We start from the raw sequence: 17,368 nt of genomic DNA, 5'->3' as shown, positions 1-17,368 counted from the left end.
CACTGCCTGCCCAGTCCGTGATCGGCGAGCGCGACCGGCTCGGCGCCACCCTGGTGCTGTCGCTGCTGGTGCACGGCATGCTGGTGCTGGGCGTCGGCTTCGCGCTCGACGATGCGGCGCCGGTGCTGCCCACGCTGGACGTCATCCTCACCGAGACCACCAGCCCGCTGACGCAGTCGCAGGCCGACTTCCTGGCGCAGGCCAGCAACCAGGGCGGTGGCGAGGACGAGCTCAGCAAGCGCCCCCGCGATGCCCAGGTCGGCCAGCTGCCGCAGGACGAGTCCGGCGTGGCGCAGCAGGCGATGCGCGCGCAGTCACCCGACGCCAGCGTGCCGCCGGAAACACGCGTGGTCGCCAGCCGCAACGGCGAATCGCGCGTCATCGCGCCGGAGGACACAACGCTCGCCGACGACACGCCGCTGCCGCGCGGCGAGGAACGCATCGAACGCGACCTGGCGATGGCGCGCCTGGCCGCCGAGATCCACCTGCAGTCCGAGCGTTACGCCAAGCGGCCCAAGCGCAAGTTCGTGTCCGCCAGCACCCAGGAATGGGCCTACGCGACGTACCTGCGCAGTTGGGTGGATCGCGTCGAGCGGGTCGGCAACCTCAACTATCCGGACGAAGCGCGCCGCCGGCAGCTGTCCGGAACGCTGGTGATCAGCGTGGCGATCCGCCGCGACGGCTCGGTGGAGCGCGCCGAGGTGATCCAGTCCAGTGGCGTGCGCCTGCTCGACGATGCCGCGCTGCGCATCGCCCGGCTCGCCGAACCTTACCCGCCGCTGCCGCGAACGGAAGAGGAGATCGACGTCCTCCACGTCACGCGCACCTGGAACTTCCTGCCGGGCGGCGAGCTGGTCGACGATTGATGCCGTGGCACCCCTGCCTCAGTCGCGCTGGCGCGATGCGGCCTGCTCGGCCAGGGTGAGCGCCACGTTGTTGCGCAGGTAGGCGGGTTCCAGCAGGTCGGGGGCGACCGCTTCGCCGCGCGCGAACGCCGCCGCGGCCATCCGGGCCAGGTCGCCGGCGCGTGGCAAGGCCGCGTCGTCGACCACGCCCAGGCGTGCGCCCAGGCGCGTGCGCAATGCGCCGTCGAGTGCCGCGAAGCCGGTGCCGACGCCGATCCAGCCGCCCTCCGTGGCATCGCCCGGCAGCGTGGCCGCATCCGGTGCCACGACCGCCTCGGGCACCAGCGCCCGCCAGCCGTCGCCAGCGCGCGCGAATCCGCCCAGGTAGACCTCGCCCATGCGCGCGTCGATCGCGGCGAGCACACGCGCATCCGCCAGGCCTGCTTCGGGAACGCGCGCGCCCTGCGCCAGCACCGCCAGCGTGGACACCGCCAGCGCCGGCAGGTCCAGCGCAAGCGCGATGCCCTGCGCCAGCGAAATCCCCAGGCGCACCCCGGTGAACGCACCCGGCCCGCGGCTGACGGCAATGCCGTCCAGGCTGGCGCGGGCGATGCCGGCCTCGGCCAGCAACGCATCCGCCCACGGCAGCACCAGCTCGGCGTGGCGGCGCGGCGCGATCTGGAAGCGCTCGCGCACCTCGCCATCCAGCCAGAGCGCGACCGAACAGGCTTCGGTGGAGGTTTCGAGGGCGAGCAGGCGCATGGAGGGTGGACCGGGCGGAGGGGCGCGACAGCGTAACCCGCGCCGGCGCGCCGGCCTCAGGCCCGGGCGAAGAACGCGGCGACGTCGGCGATGTCGCGGGTGCGCGGAAATGGCGGCAGCGAAGCGAGGAAGCGCTTGCCGTAGCCCTTGCCGAGCAGGCGCGGATCGCACAGCACCAGCACGCCGCGGTCGGTCTCGCTGCGGATCAGTCGCCCCACGCCCTGCTTGAGCGCGATCACCGCCTGCGGCACCTGCTCGTCGCGGAACGGGTTGCCGCCGGCGCGGCGGATGGCGTCCAGCCGCGCCTCGAACACCGGATCGTCGGGCGCGGCGAACGGCAGCTTGTCGATCACCACCACGCTCAGCGCGCCGCCGGCCACGTCCACCCCTTCGCGGAAGCTGGCCGCGCCCAGCAGCACGCCGTTGCCGGACTCGCGGAAACGCTGCAGCAGGACGTGCCGCGGCGCCTCGCCCTGCACGAACAGCGGCCACGGCCCGTCGCGCAGGCCCTCGGCGGTCTCGCGCAGCGCGCGGTGCGAAGCGAACAGCAGGAACGCGCGGCCGCCCGACGCCTCGAGCACCGGCCGCACCGCGGCAGTGATCGCCGCGCTGTAATCGCGCGACGACGGCTCGGGCAGCGACGGCGGCAGGTAGGCCAGCGCCTGGGTGGCCCAGTCGAACGGGCTTGGCGCCAGCAGCGTGCGCGGCTCGACCAGGCCAAGCCGCGTCGCGATGTGGTCGAAGCTGCCGTCCACCGCCAGCGTGGCCGAGGTGAACACCCAGGCCGCGCCCGAACGTTCGCGGTGCGCACGCAACGGCCCGGACACGTCCAGCGGCGTGCGCTGCAGGCGGAAGCCGCGCGGCGACAGCTCGTACCAGCGGATGTCGTCGTCGGCCTCGGCCATGCCGTCTTCAAGGCCGCGCGGCACGCACCAGCGCGCGAGGCGCGCCTGCTGGTCGAGCGCACGCATGTGGCAGGCCTCCAGGCCTGGCGCGGCCTCGCGCAGCGGCGCCAGCGCCCCGGCCAGCGCGCCCAGCGATGCCGACAGCGCGTCCAGCGCGTCCGCCACGTTGGCGTGCAGCAGCGCCTGCGCCTGGGTGCCGCGCACCGGCACCACCTCCATCTCCGCGCGCAGGCCGCGCGTGGCCTGCTCCAGTGCGCGTGACGGCTCCTGCAGCACCGCCAGCGCGCCGTCGACGTCGCGGCATTCGGCGACCGCATCGCGCGCCAGTTCGACCAGCGGGCGCGCCGACAGGCCCTCGCCAAAGAACTGCGCGGCGAGCTCCGGCAGCTGGTGCGCTTCGTCGACCACGAAGGCCTCGGCGCCGGGCAGAATCTCGCCGAAGCCCTCCTGCTTCAGTGCCAGGTCGGCCAGCAGCAGGTGGTGGTTGACCACCACGATGTCGGCGTCCTGCGCACGCTGCCTTGCCTGCACGACGAAGCACTCGCTCCAGAACGGGCATTCGTTGCCCAGGCAGTTGTCGGCGGTGGACGTGACCATCGGCAGCAGCGGCGAGTCCTCGGCCAGCGACTCCATTTCCGCCACGTCGCCCATGCGCGTGCGCCCGCCCCAGGCGACGATGCGCTCGAACTGCGACACCTGCGCCGCGCTGGTGAAGCGCGCCTCGCCCCGCGCGCGCTCCACGCGATGGCGGCACAGGTAATTGGCGCGCCCTTTCAGCAGCGCGGTGCGCAGGCCGATGCCGAGCGCGTCGCGCACCCGCGGCAGGTCGCGGTGGTACAGCTGGTCCTGCAGCGCGCGCGTGCCGGTGGAGATGATGGTCTTGCGCCGCGACAGGATGGCCGGCACCAGGTAGGCGAAGGTCTTGCCGGTGCCGGTGCCGGCCTCGGCCAGCAGCACGTCGCGGCTGCCGAACGCCGCGGCGACGGCGGCGGCCAGGTCCTGCTGCGCCGGGCGTGGGCGGAATCCGGTCAGGCGGTCGGCCAGCAGGCCACCCTCGACGAGGGTGGCGCGGCTGCGTGCCGCCAGCTCGCCTTCGACCTGCGGCGCGGCGACATCGGGTTCGATATGGCTCATCTGGGCGTCATGATCGCCGCAAAGCGCGGCCGCGGGCGTCATCCGTCGACCGTCGGCGACGTCGGCGAACTGCGCACCCGCTGCGATCGCCTGCTCAGTAGCGCGCTGGCGGGCCGACCCGGCAGGCGTCGACGGCAGCCCTGGCCGCCGCGGCACCGGCGGCATCGCCCTCGAGCAGGCGCACCTGCTCGAGCGTGGTCCAGTGGCGCCGGCACAGCGGCCCGACCTGCGAGCCGAGCGCGAACGCGCGCTCCGCGAGGCTCGCAGCCGCGGCGCGGTCGCCCAGCAGCAGCGCGACTTCGGCGCGCTCCTGCAGCAGCGCGGGATCGCCGGGCACGATCTCGATCGCATGGTCCAGCGCCTTGGCGGCGTCGGCCACGTGGCCCTGCGCCTCGAGGCGATGCGCCTGGTCGCGAAGGTCCTCGACCTCGTTGTCGCGCAGTGGTTGCACCGACAGTTCGCCTTCGCCATCGCCGGCCGAAGCGCGGATGGTCGCGACCATCTGCACCGGCGTGGCGGAGGTGAGTGCGGTGGTCGGTGCCGCCGGCGGCGCCGACGCGCAGGCCGCCAGCGCGACAAGCAGCGCGCACGGCAGGGCGATGCGCAGGGAGGTTTCGCGGAACGTGCGGGATGTCATGGTCACGGCTGCGGTTCGGAAGGAGGTGGAGGGGGTGGCGGTTCCGTCGGCTCCGCTGCAGCGTCGCGGTCGCGGCCGAAGCCCAGCCACTCGCGCCAGCCGCCGCCAGGTTCGGCGCCAGCGCCGGCGACGGCACCTGGGTCATCGACGTAGGCCGGTGGCGCGCAGGGCTGCCATGGCGGCGCGAAGCCTTCGGCAAACGCGAAGCGGCGCGCCGCCGGACAGCTGGCATCGGTGCTGGTACCGCCCACCACCCACTGCCAGTCGAGTCCCTTGTCGCCGACCTTCAGCGCCGCGCTCGGCATCGCCTTGAACAGGCCCGACCAGATCCGCATGGCGCCGGTGGCGCCATACAGGCCGGTCTGCTCGTTCTTGTCGTTGCCCACCCACACCACCGCGAGGTGGTCGCCGGTGTAGCCGGCAAACCAGCTGTCGCGGCCGTCATTGCTGGTGCCGGTCTTGCCGGCGGCGTTGAGCTTGCCCAGGCCATCGTTGACCAGCTGGCGGCCGGTGCCGGACGACACCGCGTGCTGCAGGGCCAGCGTCACCAGCCGTGCCGCGGTGCGGTCGCCGTCGTCCGGCTGTGGCGGCGCCTTGTCGTAGCGCTTGAGCACGCGGCCGTCTTCGCCGAGCACGCCGCGCACCGTGTACAGCGGCTGGATCTCGCCGTCGGACGCCAGGAACTGGTAGAGCTGCGCCATGGCATACGGGCTCTGGTCGACCGAGCCGAGGATCAGCGCCGGATTGGCCGCCGCCTCGATGCCGGCCAGCTGCTTGATCAGGTTGGCCAGGCGCTCGGGGCGCACCGCCATGCCCACGCGCACCGTCGCCTGGTTGTAGGAGCGCGCCAGCGCGTCCACCAGGCGCACGCTGCCATGGCTCTTGCCGTCGGAATTGCCGGGATTCCAGCGCTTGCCCGTGTCGAGGGTGACCGTCACCGGCGAATCGTCCACCCAGGTCGCCAGCGACCAGCGGTCAGGCAGGGCAAGCGCCAGCAGGTACACGAACGGCTTCAGCAGCGAGCCGACCGGCCGCTGCGCCTCGACCGCGCGGTTGAAGCCGGGCGTGGACACGTCGCGACTGCCGACCACCGCGACCACTTCGCCGTTGTGCACGTCGGTGACCACCAGGCCGGTTTCCAGCGCCGGGCGGCGCGCATTGTCGAGCGCCTTCATGGTGCGTTTCACCGCCGCTTCGGCGTAGGCCTGCGCCGAGGGCGACATGCTCGTCATCACGGCAAGCCCGGCGCCCTGCAGTTCCCCGGCCGAGTAGTCGGCGGCGAGGTGGCGGCGCACCAGGTCCACGTAGGCCGGGAAGCGGTTGGCGGCGGCGCTGCCCGGGCGCTCGCTCACGCCCAGCGGCGCGGCCACCGCGCGGTCGTGTTCGGCCTGCTCGATCAGCCCGGTCTCGAGCATCTTGCCGAGCACGAAATCGCGGCGCGCGCGCGCGCGCTCGGGGTGGCGGCGCGGATCGTAGTCCGAGGGCCCGCGGATGATGCCGACCAGCAGCGCGACCTGCTCGGTGGAGAGATCGTCGAGGTGGCGGCCGAACCAGTGTTCGGAGCCGGCGGCCACGCCGCGGATCGCCTGCGCGCCGCGCTGGCCCAGGTACACCTGGTTGAGGTAGGCCTCAAGGATCACGCCCTTGTCGTAGCGCGCCTCGATCAGCAGCGCGTACAGGATCTCGTTGAACTTGCGGCTCCAGGTCTGCTCGCGGCCGATGCCGAGCAGGCCGCTGCGCGCGAGCTGCTGGGTCAGCGTGCTGGCGCCCTGTTTCGTGTCGCCGGCCTTCAGGTTGACGAACGCCGCGCGCAGCATGCCGCCCAGGTCGATGCCGAAGTGGCTGGCGAAGTCGCGGTCCTCGACCGCCTGCAGGGCATCGGTGAGCTGCTGCGGCACGTCCTGCACGCGCACCAGCCGGCGCTCCTCCTGCTGCTTGCCATACAGCGTGGCGATGCGCGCCGGGTCCAGGCGCGCGGACCTGGCGTCGCGCCCGGCCGCCAGGTCGCGGACCTTCGCGACCCGCCCCGAGGCCAGCTGCACTTCAACGCGACCCGGCGCCACTGCACCGCCGACGTCCTGGAAGCCGCGGCTGGCGATGGTGAACCGGCCGCCCTCGCCCGCCGCCCAGGTGCCGGCCTTGCGGCCGTCGCCTTCGCGATAACCGGCAGCCGCCAGCTCGGTCTTGAGCGTGCCGGCATCCATCGCCAGTCCCGGCGCCAGCGCCAGCGGACGCGCGTAGACGCGCGTCGGGATCTGCCACTGCAACTGCCCGAAGCTTTTTCCGACCTGGTGGTTGAGGTACAGCGTGTACGGGATGAGGAAGCCGAGGCCGAGGCCGGCCGCGGCCAGCGTCCAGGTCAGCAGCCGGCGGCGCCAGTCGAGGCGCGGGCTGTGGTCGTCGTGGTCGTCTTCGTCGTAATCGATGCGTGCCATGTGGGCTCGACGGCCCGGGGGCCAGGTGGCGCCGGGTCGGCGCGTTGCGGGAATGCGAGAATGGAAAAAAGCGTGCCGAGTCTAGCCCAGCGCCAACGCGTCCCCGGTCACGCCGCCACCCCCCAGTCAGCCGGAGTTGTCGCTGGATGCCGTTCTCGATCGCCGACGCGCGCTTTCTCCTCGCCCGCGCCACCGGCCTGCTGCACCGGGGCCTGCTGAGCCTGCGCACCCGCGGCATGGCCTCCAGCTGGGAGCGCGTGCGTGCGCAGCTGCGGCCCAGCTCCCCGGCCCTGCGCGCCGCGCTGTACCTGCCGCCACGCACCGCGTTCGCGCCGTTCACGCTGCCGACCAGCGCCGCGTCGCGGGCGAGCGTGGTGATCCCGGTGTATGGCGAGCTCGCGCATACGCTGGCCTGCCTGCGCGCGCTGGCGGCGCATCCGCCGGCGGCGGCGTTCGAAGTGATCGTGGTCGACGACGGCTCGGCCGACGAAACCGCCGAAACCCTGCCGCAGGTGGCCGGCCTGCGCTACCACCGGCGCGCGGCCAACGGCGGTTTCATCGCCGCCTGCAATGACGGCGCGGCCCTCGCCCGCGGCGCGGTGCTGGTGTTCCTCAACAACGACACCGTGCCGCAGCCGGGCTGGCTGGACGCGCTGCTGGCGACCTTCGACGCCGTGCCCGACGCCGGACTGGTCGGCGCGCAGCTGCTGTATCCAGATGGCCGCCTGCAGGAGGCCGGCGGCGTGGTATTCAACGACGGCAATGCCTGGAACTACGGCCGGCTCGGGGATCCGTCGCATCCACGCTACGCCTACCTGCGCGATGCCGACTATGTCAGCGGCGCGGCGATCGCGATCCCGCGCGCGCTGTTCGCCGAGCTCGGCGGCTTCGACACCCGCTACGCGCCGGCCTACTACGAAGACACCGACCTCGCCTTCGCGGTGCGCTCGGCCGGCCGGCGCGTGCTGTACCAGCCCGCGGCCAAGGTGGTGCACGACGAGGGCGCCACATCCGGCACCGACACCGGCGCCGGGCCAAAGGCCTACCAGGTGCGCAATCGCGAGGTCTTCCGGGCGCATCACGCCGGGGCGCTCGCACGCCACCGCGCGCCGCACGAACCCACGCCCGCCACCCTGCACGCCGGCCAGCGCCAGGTGCTGGTGATCGACGCACTCACCCCGCAGCCCGACCGCGACTCCGGCTCGTTGCGGCTGGTCAACCTGATGCGCCTGCTGCGCGAGGAAGGCGCGCATGTCGTGTTCCTGCCCGCCAACCGCAGCTACGACGGCCAATACACCGACACCCTGCGCCAGCTGGGCGTGGAAAGCTGGTGCGCGCCGCACGCCGCGCGCGCGCCAGCGTGGCTGGCCGAGCACGGGCCGCGCTTCGACGTGGTCGTGGCCTGCCGCCATTACGTGGCCAGCGAGTTCATCCCGCTGCTGCGCCAACATGCGCCGCAGGCGCGGCTGGTGTTCGACAGCATCGACCTGCACTACCTGCGCGAGCAGCGCGCCGCGGAGGTCACAGGCGACGCCGCGATCGCCAGCACCGCGTTGCGCACGCGCGGGCGCGAACTGGGCGTCATCGCCGCATGCGACATCACCCTGGTGGTCAGCGAGGCCGAGCGCGTGGTGCTGCAGCGCGATGCGCCCGACGCGACGGTCGAGGTGCTGTCCAACCTGCACAGCGTGGCCGGGCCCGGCAGGCCGTTCGCCGAGCGCCGCGACCTGGTGTTCGTCGGTGGCTTCCGCCATCCGCCCAACGTCGATGCCGTTCGCTGGTTCGCCGCCGAGGTCTTCCCGCTTGTCCGCCGGCAGCTGCCCGAGATCGCGTTCCACGTCATTGGCGGCGATGTCACCCCCGAGGTCGCCGCGCTCGCCGCGCTACCCGGCGTGGTGGTGCACGGCCACGTGCCCGACATCGCGCCGTACATGGACGGTGGCCTTCTCGCCGTCGCGCCGCTGCGCTTCGGCGCCGGGGTCAAGGGCAAGATCAACCTGAGCATGGCGCACGGCCAGCCGGTGGTCGCGACGTCGTGCGCGGTCGAAGGCATGCATCTGGTCGACGGCCACGACGTGCTGGTGGCCGACGACGCCGCGGCGTTCGCTTCGGCGGTGGTGCGCGCCTGCGGCGATGCCACGCTCTGGCAGGCGCTGGCGACGCACGGGCTGGAGAACGTGGCCCGGCATTTCTCCGCCAACGCCGCGCGCGCGGTGGTGCACCGCGTGTTCATGGCCTGAGCCGGCTCAGTCCGCGGCAGCGCCCGCCGCGCGCAGGCGCTGCCTGAAATCGTCGAGCCCGGGCACGCCGGGATCGATGGCACGCGCCAGCGCCAGCGCGCGCTGCGCGCGCTCGATCTCACCTGCCCCCAGGCGCTCGTTGCCGACCGCCAGCCAGCGCTGCGCCAGCCGCGTGCGGGCCGCGGCGAGTTCGCCCGGGTCCTCGCCCAGCGCCGCGCGCGCGTCCAGGCAGGCGCGCGCCTGGCCCAGGCTGTTGGCGCGCAGTTCGCGCTCGTAGCAGTCACGCGCGTCCGGCAGCAGGCGTGCGCTGGCGGCACGCACCGCGCGCGACTGCGGCGCCAGCGCGCGGGCGCGCGCGATGCTGTCGAAGGCGCTCTCGCCCGGCGGCGACAGCAGGTTGCCGCGCGCACGCGCGGCCTCGGCCGCATCCAGCAGCTGGCGCACGCGGCGGTCGCGTTCGGCGGCGGGCAGCGGCGTCGCAAGCCGGGCGCTGCTGCGGCGCGCGCGCGTCATCCGGGCTTCGGCCGCGAGAACCCCCACGGCATCGGGTGCAATCTCCTGCGCGCGCGCCAGCGCGACCTGGGCGCGCGCGAAGTCGAAGTCGGCCGCCAGGCGCGATGCCCGCGCGGCGTAGGCACTGGCCACTGCCTGCACGCCGTCCTGCGCCGCGGCATCCGCCGCATCCAGCGCCAGCAGCGCGTTGTAGCCGTCCAGCGCGCGTTCGAGCTGGCCCCGCGCCAGGGCGGCATGCGCGCGGCGGCGCACCGCGTCGGTTTCTTCGGTCATGCGCGCCAGCGTGTCAGGCAGATCGACGTGGCCTCCGTCGTACCGGCGCGCCAGTTCGATGCGCTGCGCCGCCGCCCCGAGGTCGCCGCGGCGCAGCGCCTCGCGCGCCCCGCCGAGCAGCTCCGCCAGCGCGTCTTCGCGGCCGCGCAACGCGCCGGCGTGCGTGGGTTCGATGGCCAGGGCGCGCGCGTACAACGGCAGCGCGGCGTTGGCGTCGCCGTCGAGGTGTCCGCGCTGGCGCGCGGCCTCCGCCGCCGCCAGCAGTTCATCGAGTCCGGCGTGACCGGCCTCGCGGCGCCGCAGCGCGTCTTCCAGCGCCTCGGCCTCGGCCTTGGGCACCGAGAGCGCCCGCGCCAGGGCCAGCCCGGCGCGGGCGTCGTCCAGGCGATCCTCGGCAAGCGCGACGCGCGCCTGCACCAGCGCCGCGGCCGCGACCTGCGCCAGCCCGCGACTGGCCTCGCGGCGGTCGGGATCCATGGCCAGCGCGGCTTCGAACAGCTCGCGTGCCCCGCTGCCGTCGGCAGCGCTGAGGCGGCCTTCGGCGAGGGCGCGTTCGGCCTCGGCACGCAGCGCCTCGCTGCGGGTCTCGGGCCACAGCAGGCCGCCGATCGGCTCACGCAGCACCGCCAGCAAGACCACCAGCAGCATCGATGCGATCAGCCACCACTGCCAGTGGCGCGCCAGCCCGAGGCGGTCGACCACGCGGTCACGCAGCCGCGTGCCGCCGCCCGGACGGGCGGGCGCTGCGGCGGCGCTGGAAGGCTGGACGTCGGGAGGCAGGGGGGAAATCACGCCGGGAGCATAAGCGGCACCGGGTGAATCCGCGCGCGTGACGCGCACGGCCAGCCGCCGCCTGCGCGCGCCGCGGTCAGGTGCGGTAGGCGCGCTCGACGCCGGGCAAGGCCTCGAGCTTGCCGAGCAGCCGCGACAGTTGGCCGAAGTCCGCGACGCGCAGCGACAGCCGCAGCTGCACGCGTCCGCGCCCGCGCGCGCCGCCGGCATCGCCGTCGATGGCCAGCACGTGCGCATCCTCCTGCGCGATCAGGTTGGTGACGTCCTTCAACAGGTGTTTGCGGTCGACTGCCTGCAGCACCAGCTCCGCCTGGTGGGCACCGGCGGATGCGCCCCACTCCACCGGCAGCACGCGCTGCGGCTCGCGCGCGGCCAGGCGCAGGAACGACGCGCAGTCGCCGCGGTGCACGCTCACCCCGCGCGCGCGCGTCAGGTAGCCGGCGACCGCCTCTCCCGGCAGCGGCTGGCAGCAACGCGCCACCTGCACCAGCAGGTTGTCCACGCCGACCACGGTGAAGGCCGGCTTGCCGCCGGGACGCAGCCGCTTGGGCGCACGCAGCGCGATCACCTCCGGGTCCTCGCCCGTGGCCTCGGCCTCGCGCTGCTCGCGCTCATGGTCGGCCAGCGCGCGCACCACCTGGTGTGGCCCCACGTCGCCCAGCGCCACCAGCACCTGCAGGTCCTCCACCGTGTCCACATTGAAGCGGCGCAATGCCGGTGTCGGGTCGGCGTGCTGCATGCCGACGCGCTTCAGCTCGCGGTCGAGCAGCTCGCGGCCGGCCTGCAGGTTGCGCGCGCGGTCGAGCTTGTGGAACCAGCTGCGCACCTTCTCGCGCGAGCGCGCGCTGGCCAGGAAGCCGTTGGACGCCAGCAGCCAGTCGCGGCGGGGCTCCGACACCTTGCCGGTCAGGATCTCGACGCGGTCGCCGGTGTGCAGCACGTGGTCGAGGGTCACGATGCGGCCGTCCACCTTGGCGCCGCGGCAGCGGTGGCCGACCTCGGTGTGCACGCGGTAGGCGAAGTCGAGCGGCGTGGCGCCCAGCGGCAGGTCGACCACCTCGCCCTTCGGCGTCAGCGCGTAGATCCGGTCCTCGACCAGTTCCGTGTCGAAGGCGCCGGCGAGCGCCCCGTCGCCCGCCTCGGCCGGCGCCTCGAGCAGCCTGCGCATCCATTCGATCTTGCGGTTCACCGCCGCCTCGCCGGCGGCCGAGCGCTGCGCGCCGCCACGGCCCTGGTAGGCGTGTTCCTTGTAGCGCCAGTGCGCGGCCACGCCGAGTTCGGCCTGGTCGTGCATCTCGCGGGTACGGATCTGCACCTCGAGCGTCTTGCCTTCCGGGCCGACCACGGCGGTGTGCAGCGACCGGTAGTCGTTGTGCTTGGGCCGGGCGATGTAGTCGTCGAACTCGCCCGGCACCGGCGCCCACAGCGCGTGCACCGCACCAAGCGCCGCATAGCAGGCCTGCACGTCGTCGACCAGCACGCGCACCGCGCGCAGGTCGTAGAGCTCGCCGATCGGCGCGTTCTTCTTCTGCATCTTCTTCCAGATGCTGTAGATGTGCTTCGGCCGGCCGGCGATGTCGGCGGCGATGCCCGCCACGGCCAGCGCTTCGCCCAGCCGCGCCTTGACGTCCTCGATGTAGCGTTCGCGGCCGGCGCGCTTGTCGTCGAGCAGGGTCGCGATCTGCCGGTAGGTGGCCGGCTCGAGGTGCCGGAACGCCAGGTCCTCGAGCTCCCATTTCAGCTGCCAGATGCCGAGCCGGTTCGCCAGCGGCGCATGGATGTCGCGGGTCAGCCGCGCCAGCGCCAGGCGTTCGGCGTCGGGCAGCATGGCCGCGGCGCGCATCCGCACCAGCTGGCGGGCGAGCAGGATCGGCACCACGCGCAGGTCGCGGACGATCGCCAGCAGCAGCCGGCGCAGGCCTTCGTGGTTGCGCCCGCGCTCCTGTTCGGCGTGCAGTGCCCAGACCTGCCCGGCGGCGTGCTGGCCTTCCAGCAACGCCGAGATCGCAGGGCTGGCGGGTGTGTCGGCGCGGGCATGGCGTTGCGCCCAGGCCGGGCAGGCATGCAGGACGGCAGCCACCAGCACCTCGCCATCGGCGTCGAGCAGGGCCAGGGCGTCCAGCGTGTCGGCCAGCACCTGCGGCGGCTCGCCGCCGGCACAGGGTCCGGCCTCGGCGGCATCGCGCAGCAGCGCGCACAACGGCTCGGCGAGGGTGCCAAGCGCCGGCCATGCCAGCAGGGTTTCGATGTCCACGGCTTCGGCCATGGCGGGCGGCGATCCACGGCGGGGGACGGTCTACACTAGCCGCACCACGCCCCCTGGAACAGACATGATGTCGGTACGCAGCATCTTCCTCGCCGCCCTGCTCCTCGTCGCAACGCCGGCGCTCGCGCAACAGTCGATCCAGGCGCAGATGAGCGCCGATGAATTCAAGGCCGCCGGCCTCGACAAGCTCAGCACAGACGAGCTGGCGCGGCTGGATGCCTGGCTCGATCGCACCATCGTCGACGAGACCGGCAAGGCCGCCGCCGTCGCCGAGGAACGGGTGAAGAAGGAACACCGGGGCTTCGCAACGTTCGGGTCCGACGAGCCGGTCAAGGGTCACATCCCGGGCGAGTTCCGCGGCTTCCAGCAGGGGCGCGACTACACCCTCGACAATGGCCAGGTGTGGCGGCAAGTCGATGGCGCGCGCCTGGCTGGTGCACGCCTGACCGACGCCGAGGTCACCATCAGCCCGAGCCTGCTGGGCACGGCGTGGTACATGCAGGTCGGCAAGTACAACACCCGCGCCAAGGTGGAGCGCATCAAGTAAGCGCGGCCAGCCTGGTCGCCAGTTTCTTCGGCGACACACCGCCGCGGGTGCCGAGTTCCTGTGCGAAGAGCTGCACGCGCAGCTCTTCCAGGTCCCAGCGCAACGCTTGCCAGCCCGGTTCGGCCGCGCGCCCAGCCTGCACCGCCTGCGCCAGCGCGTCCGCGAAGGGCTTCAGTTCAAGCATGCGCTGCTGGTCGCGGGTGGGATCGTTGAGCGCGCGCGCGGCGCGCGTGGCCAGCGCCTTCAGGTAGCGCGGGTATTCGGCGAGCGCCACGCCGGGCACGTCGCGCAGGAAGCCCGGCGGTACCAGCGCCGCGAGCTGCGCCTGCATGTCGTCGAGATTGCCGCGCGCCCAGCCGACGAGGCGGCTGTCGAGCGCGGCGCGCACATCGGCCACCAGGCCCAGGATCTGCTCGGCCAGCTGCAGGCGGCGCATGGCTTCGCCGAACAGCTCCCTGCCAACGGCCTCGCTGCGCACAGCGAAGACCGCCGGGACGCGGATCGATTCGAGCCCGTCGGCCGCGAGCGCGGCGAACGCGCCGTCGACGAGGTCGTTGCGCAGGTATTCGGCCGGACGGCCGCCGTTGGCACGCGGTGCGGCGGATTCGATGGCGGCGTACAGCAGCCCGGTCTTCGGCGACACCGGCAGCTGCCGGCGCGCCTGGCGCATGCGTTCGGCAAGCGCGATGGCCAACAGGCGGCGCACCCCACCGGGATGCTGGCGCAGCGCCGCGGCGCGGTCGGCGTGGACCTCGAGCGACGCGCTGTCGCCCTGGTCGTGCAGCGCGGGATACGCAGGCACGCCGCCGGCGCCGGGCACGGATTCGGGGATCGGCGTGTCGGGGAAGCCGGTCAGCGCCTCGCGCGCGAGTCCTTGCGAGGCCTGCGCGGCGAAGGCATCGGCGGCGCGTCCACCGAAGTGCGCGCGCAGCGCATCGAGGTCGCGCGATTCGGCCAGCACGCTGCGGGCGTCGGCATCGAGCAGGCGCAGGTTGGCGCGCAGGTGCGGCTCGAGCGCGGCGTCGTCGAAATCGGTCGGTGCGATGTCGACGCCGGTCATGCGCTTCAGGAAGCGTGCGAGCGCGCCGTGCAGGGTGTCGGTGGCGGCGTCGGCGCTGCCATGGGCTTCCGCGAAGGCGCGCGCGAAATCCGGCGCCGGCACGAAGTTGCGGCGCAGCGCCTTCGGCAGGCCGCGCAGCAGCGCGGTCGCCTTCTCGAGCACGAAGCCCGGCGCCAGCCAGGTCAGCCGGGGCGCGTCGAGGGCGTTGAGCAGGTGCAGCGGCACGACCACGGTCATGCCGTCGTCCACGGCGCCGGGCTCGAAGCGGTAGTGCACGGCAAGGCGCGCATCGCCGAGCGCGAGGAAGGCCGGGTAGCGGTCGGCATCGCTGCCATCGCCGACCAGCAGGTCCTCGCTTGACCACTGCAGCGCGCGCCGCTCCTCGCGCGACAGCCGTGCGTACCAGGCGTCGAGCGCTTGCGCGCTGGTGATCTCCGCGGGAATGCGGTCGCGGTACCAGCGCAACATCCAGTCGTCATCGACCACCAGGCCGGAGCGGCGCTGCTTGGCTTCCTCTTCTTCAGCGGCGGCCAGCGCACGGCGGTTGCGGGTGACGAAATCGGCGCGCAGGTTGATCTCGCCAGCCACCAGGCCATCGCGCAGGAACAGTTCGCGCGACTCCTCCGGGTACAGCCCGCCGTAGTGGATGGGCCTGGCGGCCACCAGCACCAGCCCGAACAGGCCGAGCTGCTCGCTGCCGGTCACCCGCCCTTGGCGGCGCGACCAGCGCGGGTCGAAGTGCCGCCTGGAGAGCAGGTGGTCGAGTTCGGCCACCACCCAGTCCGGTTCGATCGCGGCGTTGGTGAGCGACCAGACCTTTTCGGTATCCAGCAGCGTGGCCGACAACACCCACGGCGGCGGCTTCGACGCCAGCGCCGAGCCCGGGAACAGCTGGAAGCGCCGCCCGCGCGGGCCTTCATAGGTCACCGCGCGGCGCTTGTCGCGTTCCTGCAGCGCATGCCCGACCTGCGTCGGCAGGCCGGCCAGCAGCGAGCGGTGCAGCAGTACGAAGGGGTCGGGCTGCTGCTTCGCGGCGGGTGCAGGTGCGGTGGGCCTTTCCGCGGGCGCAGGGACGTCGCCGGTGTCGGATTCTTCCTCCCAGCCGAGGCCTTCGCACTGCAGCTTGAGCTGGCGGTGCAGTTCGCGCCATTCGCGCATGCGCAGGAAACCGAGGAAATGGCGCTCGCACCACTTGCGCAGCTGCGACTGGGTCATCTCCTCGTGGGCGTCGCGATAGGCGCGCCAGAGGTTGAGGATGGCGACGAACTCGGACTTCGGGTCGCGGAACGCGGCATGCGCGGTGTCGGCGGCGGCGCGCTGGTCGGCCGGACGCTCGCGCGGGTCCTGGATGCCGAGGAAGCTGGTGATCGCCAGCATCTCGCGCAGGCAGCCGTGGCCGTGCGCGGCGACCAGCATGCGCGCCAGCTTCACGTCCACCGGCAGCCGTGCCATCAGCCTGCCGATGGCGGTGAGCTCGCGGCGGGCATCCACCGCGCCAAGCTCGGTGAGCTGCTGCCAACCGTCGGCGATGGCGCGCGGATCGGGCGGCTCGAGGAACGGGAAATCCTCGATCGTGCCCAGGCCCAGCGACAGCATGCGCAGGATCACCCCCGCCAGCGCCGCGCGGCGGATTTCGGGATCGGTGAACGCCGGCCGCGCCGCGAAATCCTCCTCGGCGTACAGCCGGTAGCAGGTGCCGGGTGCGATGCGGCCGCAGCGGCCGGCACGCTGGTTGGCGCTGGCCTGGCTGATCGGCTCGATGTGCAGGCGGTCGAGCTTCTGGCGCGGGCTGTAGCGCTTGACCCGCGCCAGCCCCGGATCGACCACGTAGTGCGTGCGCGGCACCGTGAGCGAGGTCTCGGCGACGTTGGTCGCCAGCACGATGCGCCGCTGCGGGCCGGGGTTGAATACCCGGTCCTGGTCGCGCACCGACAGCCGCGCGTACAGCGGCAGCACTTCGGTGTGGCGGTACTTGCGGCCTTCCAGCGCGCGGTGCGCGTCGCGGATCTCGCGCTCGCCAGGCAGGAACACGAGCACGTCGCCGCCCATGCCGCGGCCTCCCTGCAGGATCTCGTCGCAGGCGGCCACGATGCCGTCGGTCACCGTGGGCGCGTCGGGGCGGTAGCGCACTTCGACCGGATAGCCACGGCCTTCCACGTTGACCACCGGCGCGTCGTTGAAGTGCGCCGAGAAGCGCGCGGTGTCGATGGTCGCCGAGGTGACCACCAGCTTCAGGTCGGGGCGCCTGGCCAGCAGCTGCTTCAGGTAGCCGAGCAGGAAATCGATGTTGAGGCTGCGCTCGTGCGCCTCGTCGATGATCAGCGTGTCGTAGCGCGACAGCCAGCGGTCGGACTGGATTTCGGCCAGCAGGATGCCGTCGGTCATGAACTTGATCGCGGTCTGCTCGCCGACGTTCTCGGTGAAGCGCACCTGGTAGCCGACCGCGCCTCCCAGCGGCACCTGCAGCTCCTCGGCCACGCGGCGCGCCACCGCGCGCGCGGCGATCCGCCGCGGCTGGGTGCAGCCGATCAGCCCCGCCGCCCCGCGCCCCGCGGCCAGACACAGCTTGGGCAGCTGGGTGGTCTTGCCGGAGCCGGTCTCGCCGGCCACCACCACCACCTGGTGCTTGCGCAGCAGGTCCACGATGTTGTCGCCTTCGGTGGCGATCGGCAGCGCCGGATCGACCTCCGCCTGCGGCAGGGCCTTGGCCCGCGCCTCGCGCGCCGCCAGCGAGCGCGCCAGGGCTTCGGCAAACGCCGCCTCGCGCGCGGCATCCGCCGGCGCCGCGCGCCAGCGCGACAGCAGGCCGAGCAGGCGGCCACGGTCACGGGTCAATGCGCCATCCACCGCGGCGCGCGCCGCGCGCATTGACACGGTGCTTGCAACCGCGTGGCTAGACTCCTTCTGTTTCATGCAGATCCGATACGCGGCCCGGGCCGATCACGTGTGTCCATCGTGC

The 17,368-nt window shown here is 73.2% G+C and carries 10 protein-coding genes; 3 read left to right on the top strand and 7 right to left on the bottom strand.

Features of this window, described 5'->3' with window-relative positions; translation table 11 throughout:
* The first annotated feature begins 77 nt into the window (after nt 1-77).
* Nucleotides 78-866, top strand: coding sequence for an energy transducer TonB (locus H5368_RS12430; RefSeq protein WP_182825313.1), 789 nt, complete (start codon nt 78-80; stop codon nt 864-866).
* Nucleotides 867-884: 18 nt separating this feature from the next.
* Here H5368_RS12430 and tsaB read toward each other — a convergent pair whose 3' ends face one another.
* The 4 genes from tsaB to mrcB form a co-directional block, all read right to left on the bottom strand.
* Nucleotides 885-1,607: a tRNA (adenosine(37)-N6)-threonylcarbamoyltransferase complex dimerization subunit type 1 TsaB gene (gene tsaB, locus H5368_RS12425; RefSeq protein WP_182825060.1), complete on the bottom strand. Its 723-nt coding sequence runs from the start codon at nt 1,605-1,607 to the stop codon at nt 885-887.
* 56 nt (nt 1,608-1,663) lie between these two features.
* On the bottom strand, nt 1,664-3,646 hold the full coding sequence (locus H5368_RS12420) for an ATP-dependent DNA helicase (RefSeq protein ID WP_182825058.1): 1,983 nt from the start codon (nt 3,644-3,646) through the stop codon (nt 1,664-1,666).
* 94 nt (nt 3,647-3,740) lie between these two features.
* Entirely contained in the window at nt 3,741-4,283 is a 543-nt protein-coding gene (locus H5368_RS12415) for a hypothetical protein (RefSeq protein WP_182825056.1), read from the bottom strand.
* Between the two features lie 2 nt (nt 4,284-4,285).
* Nucleotides 4,286-6,718, bottom strand: coding sequence for a penicillin-binding protein 1B (gene mrcB / locus H5368_RS12410; protein ID WP_182825054.1), 2,433 nt, complete (start codon nt 6,716-6,718; stop codon nt 4,286-4,288).
* 146 nt (nt 6,719-6,864) lie between these two features.
* Here mrcB and H5368_RS12405 point away from each other — a divergent pair, with 146 nt between their 5' ends.
* Nucleotides 6,865-8,958: a glycosyltransferase gene (locus H5368_RS12405; RefSeq protein ID WP_182825052.1), complete on the top strand. Its 2,094-nt coding sequence runs from the start codon at nt 6,865-6,867 to the stop codon at nt 8,956-8,958.
* A gap of 6 nt (nt 8,959-8,964) precedes the next feature.
* On the opposite strand, the gene H5368_RS12400 is transcribed toward H5368_RS12405, so the two are convergent.
* Entirely contained in the window at nt 8,965-10,536 is a 1,572-nt protein-coding gene (locus tag H5368_RS12400; protein ID WP_182825050.1) for a hypothetical protein, read from the bottom strand.
* A gap of 76 nt (nt 10,537-10,612) precedes the next feature.
* Nucleotides 10,613-12,802: a bifunctional (p)ppGpp synthetase/guanosine-3',5'-bis(diphosphate) 3'-pyrophosphohydrolase gene (locus H5368_RS12395; RefSeq protein WP_182825047.1), complete on the bottom strand. Its 2,190-nt coding sequence runs from the start codon at nt 12,800-12,802 to the stop codon at nt 10,613-10,615.
* A 64-nt stretch (nt 12,803-12,866) separates the two neighbouring features.
* Here H5368_RS12395 and H5368_RS12390 point away from each other — a divergent pair, with 64 nt between their 5' ends.
* On the top strand, nt 12,867-13,349 hold the full coding sequence (locus H5368_RS12390) for a hypothetical protein (RefSeq protein ID WP_182825045.1): 483 nt from the start codon (nt 12,867-12,869) through the stop codon (nt 13,347-13,349).
* On the opposite strand, the gene hrpA is transcribed toward H5368_RS12390, so the two are convergent.
* Nucleotides 13,342-17,277 carry an ATP-dependent RNA helicase HrpA gene (gene hrpA / locus H5368_RS12385; RefSeq protein WP_255486521.1) on the bottom strand — a complete coding sequence of 1,312 codons (3,936 nt, stop codon included), beginning with the start codon at nt 17,275-17,277 and terminating at the stop codon, nt 13,342-13,344. The two genes, H5368_RS12390 and hrpA, sit on opposite strands and share 8 nt — an antisense overlap.
* Nucleotides 17,278-17,368: the final 91 nt, after the last annotated feature.

It is taken from the genome of Luteimonas sp. MC1782 (assembly GCF_014164605.1).
In the GTDB taxonomy this organism is placed as follows: Bacteria; Pseudomonadota; Gammaproteobacteria; order Xanthomonadales; family Xanthomonadaceae; genus Luteimonas.
The sequence above is the reverse complement of the archived record's forward strand: the minus strand, read 5'-3'. Positions and strand labels throughout refer to the sequence as shown.

Coding starts and splice junctions, on each gene's coding strand:
- H5368_RS12430 (WP_182825313.1), top strand. CDS start 78: ATGCTGGTGCTGGGCGTCGGCTTCGCGCTCGACGATGCGGCGCCGGTG.
- tsaB (WP_182825060.1), bottom strand. CDS start 1,607: ATGCGCCTGCTCGCCCTCGAAACCTCCACCGAAGCCTGTTCGGTCGCG.
- H5368_RS12420 (WP_182825058.1), bottom strand. CDS start 3,646: ATGAGCCATATCGAACCCGATGTCGCCGCGCCGCAGGTCGAAGGCGAG.
- H5368_RS12415 (WP_182825056.1), bottom strand. CDS start 4,283: ATGACATCCCGCACGTTCCGCGAAACCTCCCTGCGCATCGCCCTGCCG.
- mrcB (WP_182825054.1), bottom strand. CDS start 6,718: ATGGCACGCATCGATTACGACGAAGACGACCACGACGACCACAGCCCG.
- H5368_RS12405 (WP_182825052.1), top strand. CDS start 6,865: ATGCCGTTCTCGATCGCCGACGCGCGCTTTCTCCTCGCCCGCGCCACC.
- H5368_RS12395 (WP_182825047.1), bottom strand. CDS start 12,802: ATGGCCGAAGCCGTGGACATCGAAACCCTGCTGGCATGGCCGGCGCTT.
- H5368_RS12390 (WP_182825045.1), top strand. CDS start 12,867: ATGATGTCGGTACGCAGCATCTTCCTCGCCGCCCTGCTCCTCGTCGCA.
- hrpA (WP_255486521.1), bottom strand. CDS start 17,277: ATGCGCGCGGCGCGCGCCGCGGTGGATGGCGCATTGACCCGTGACCGT.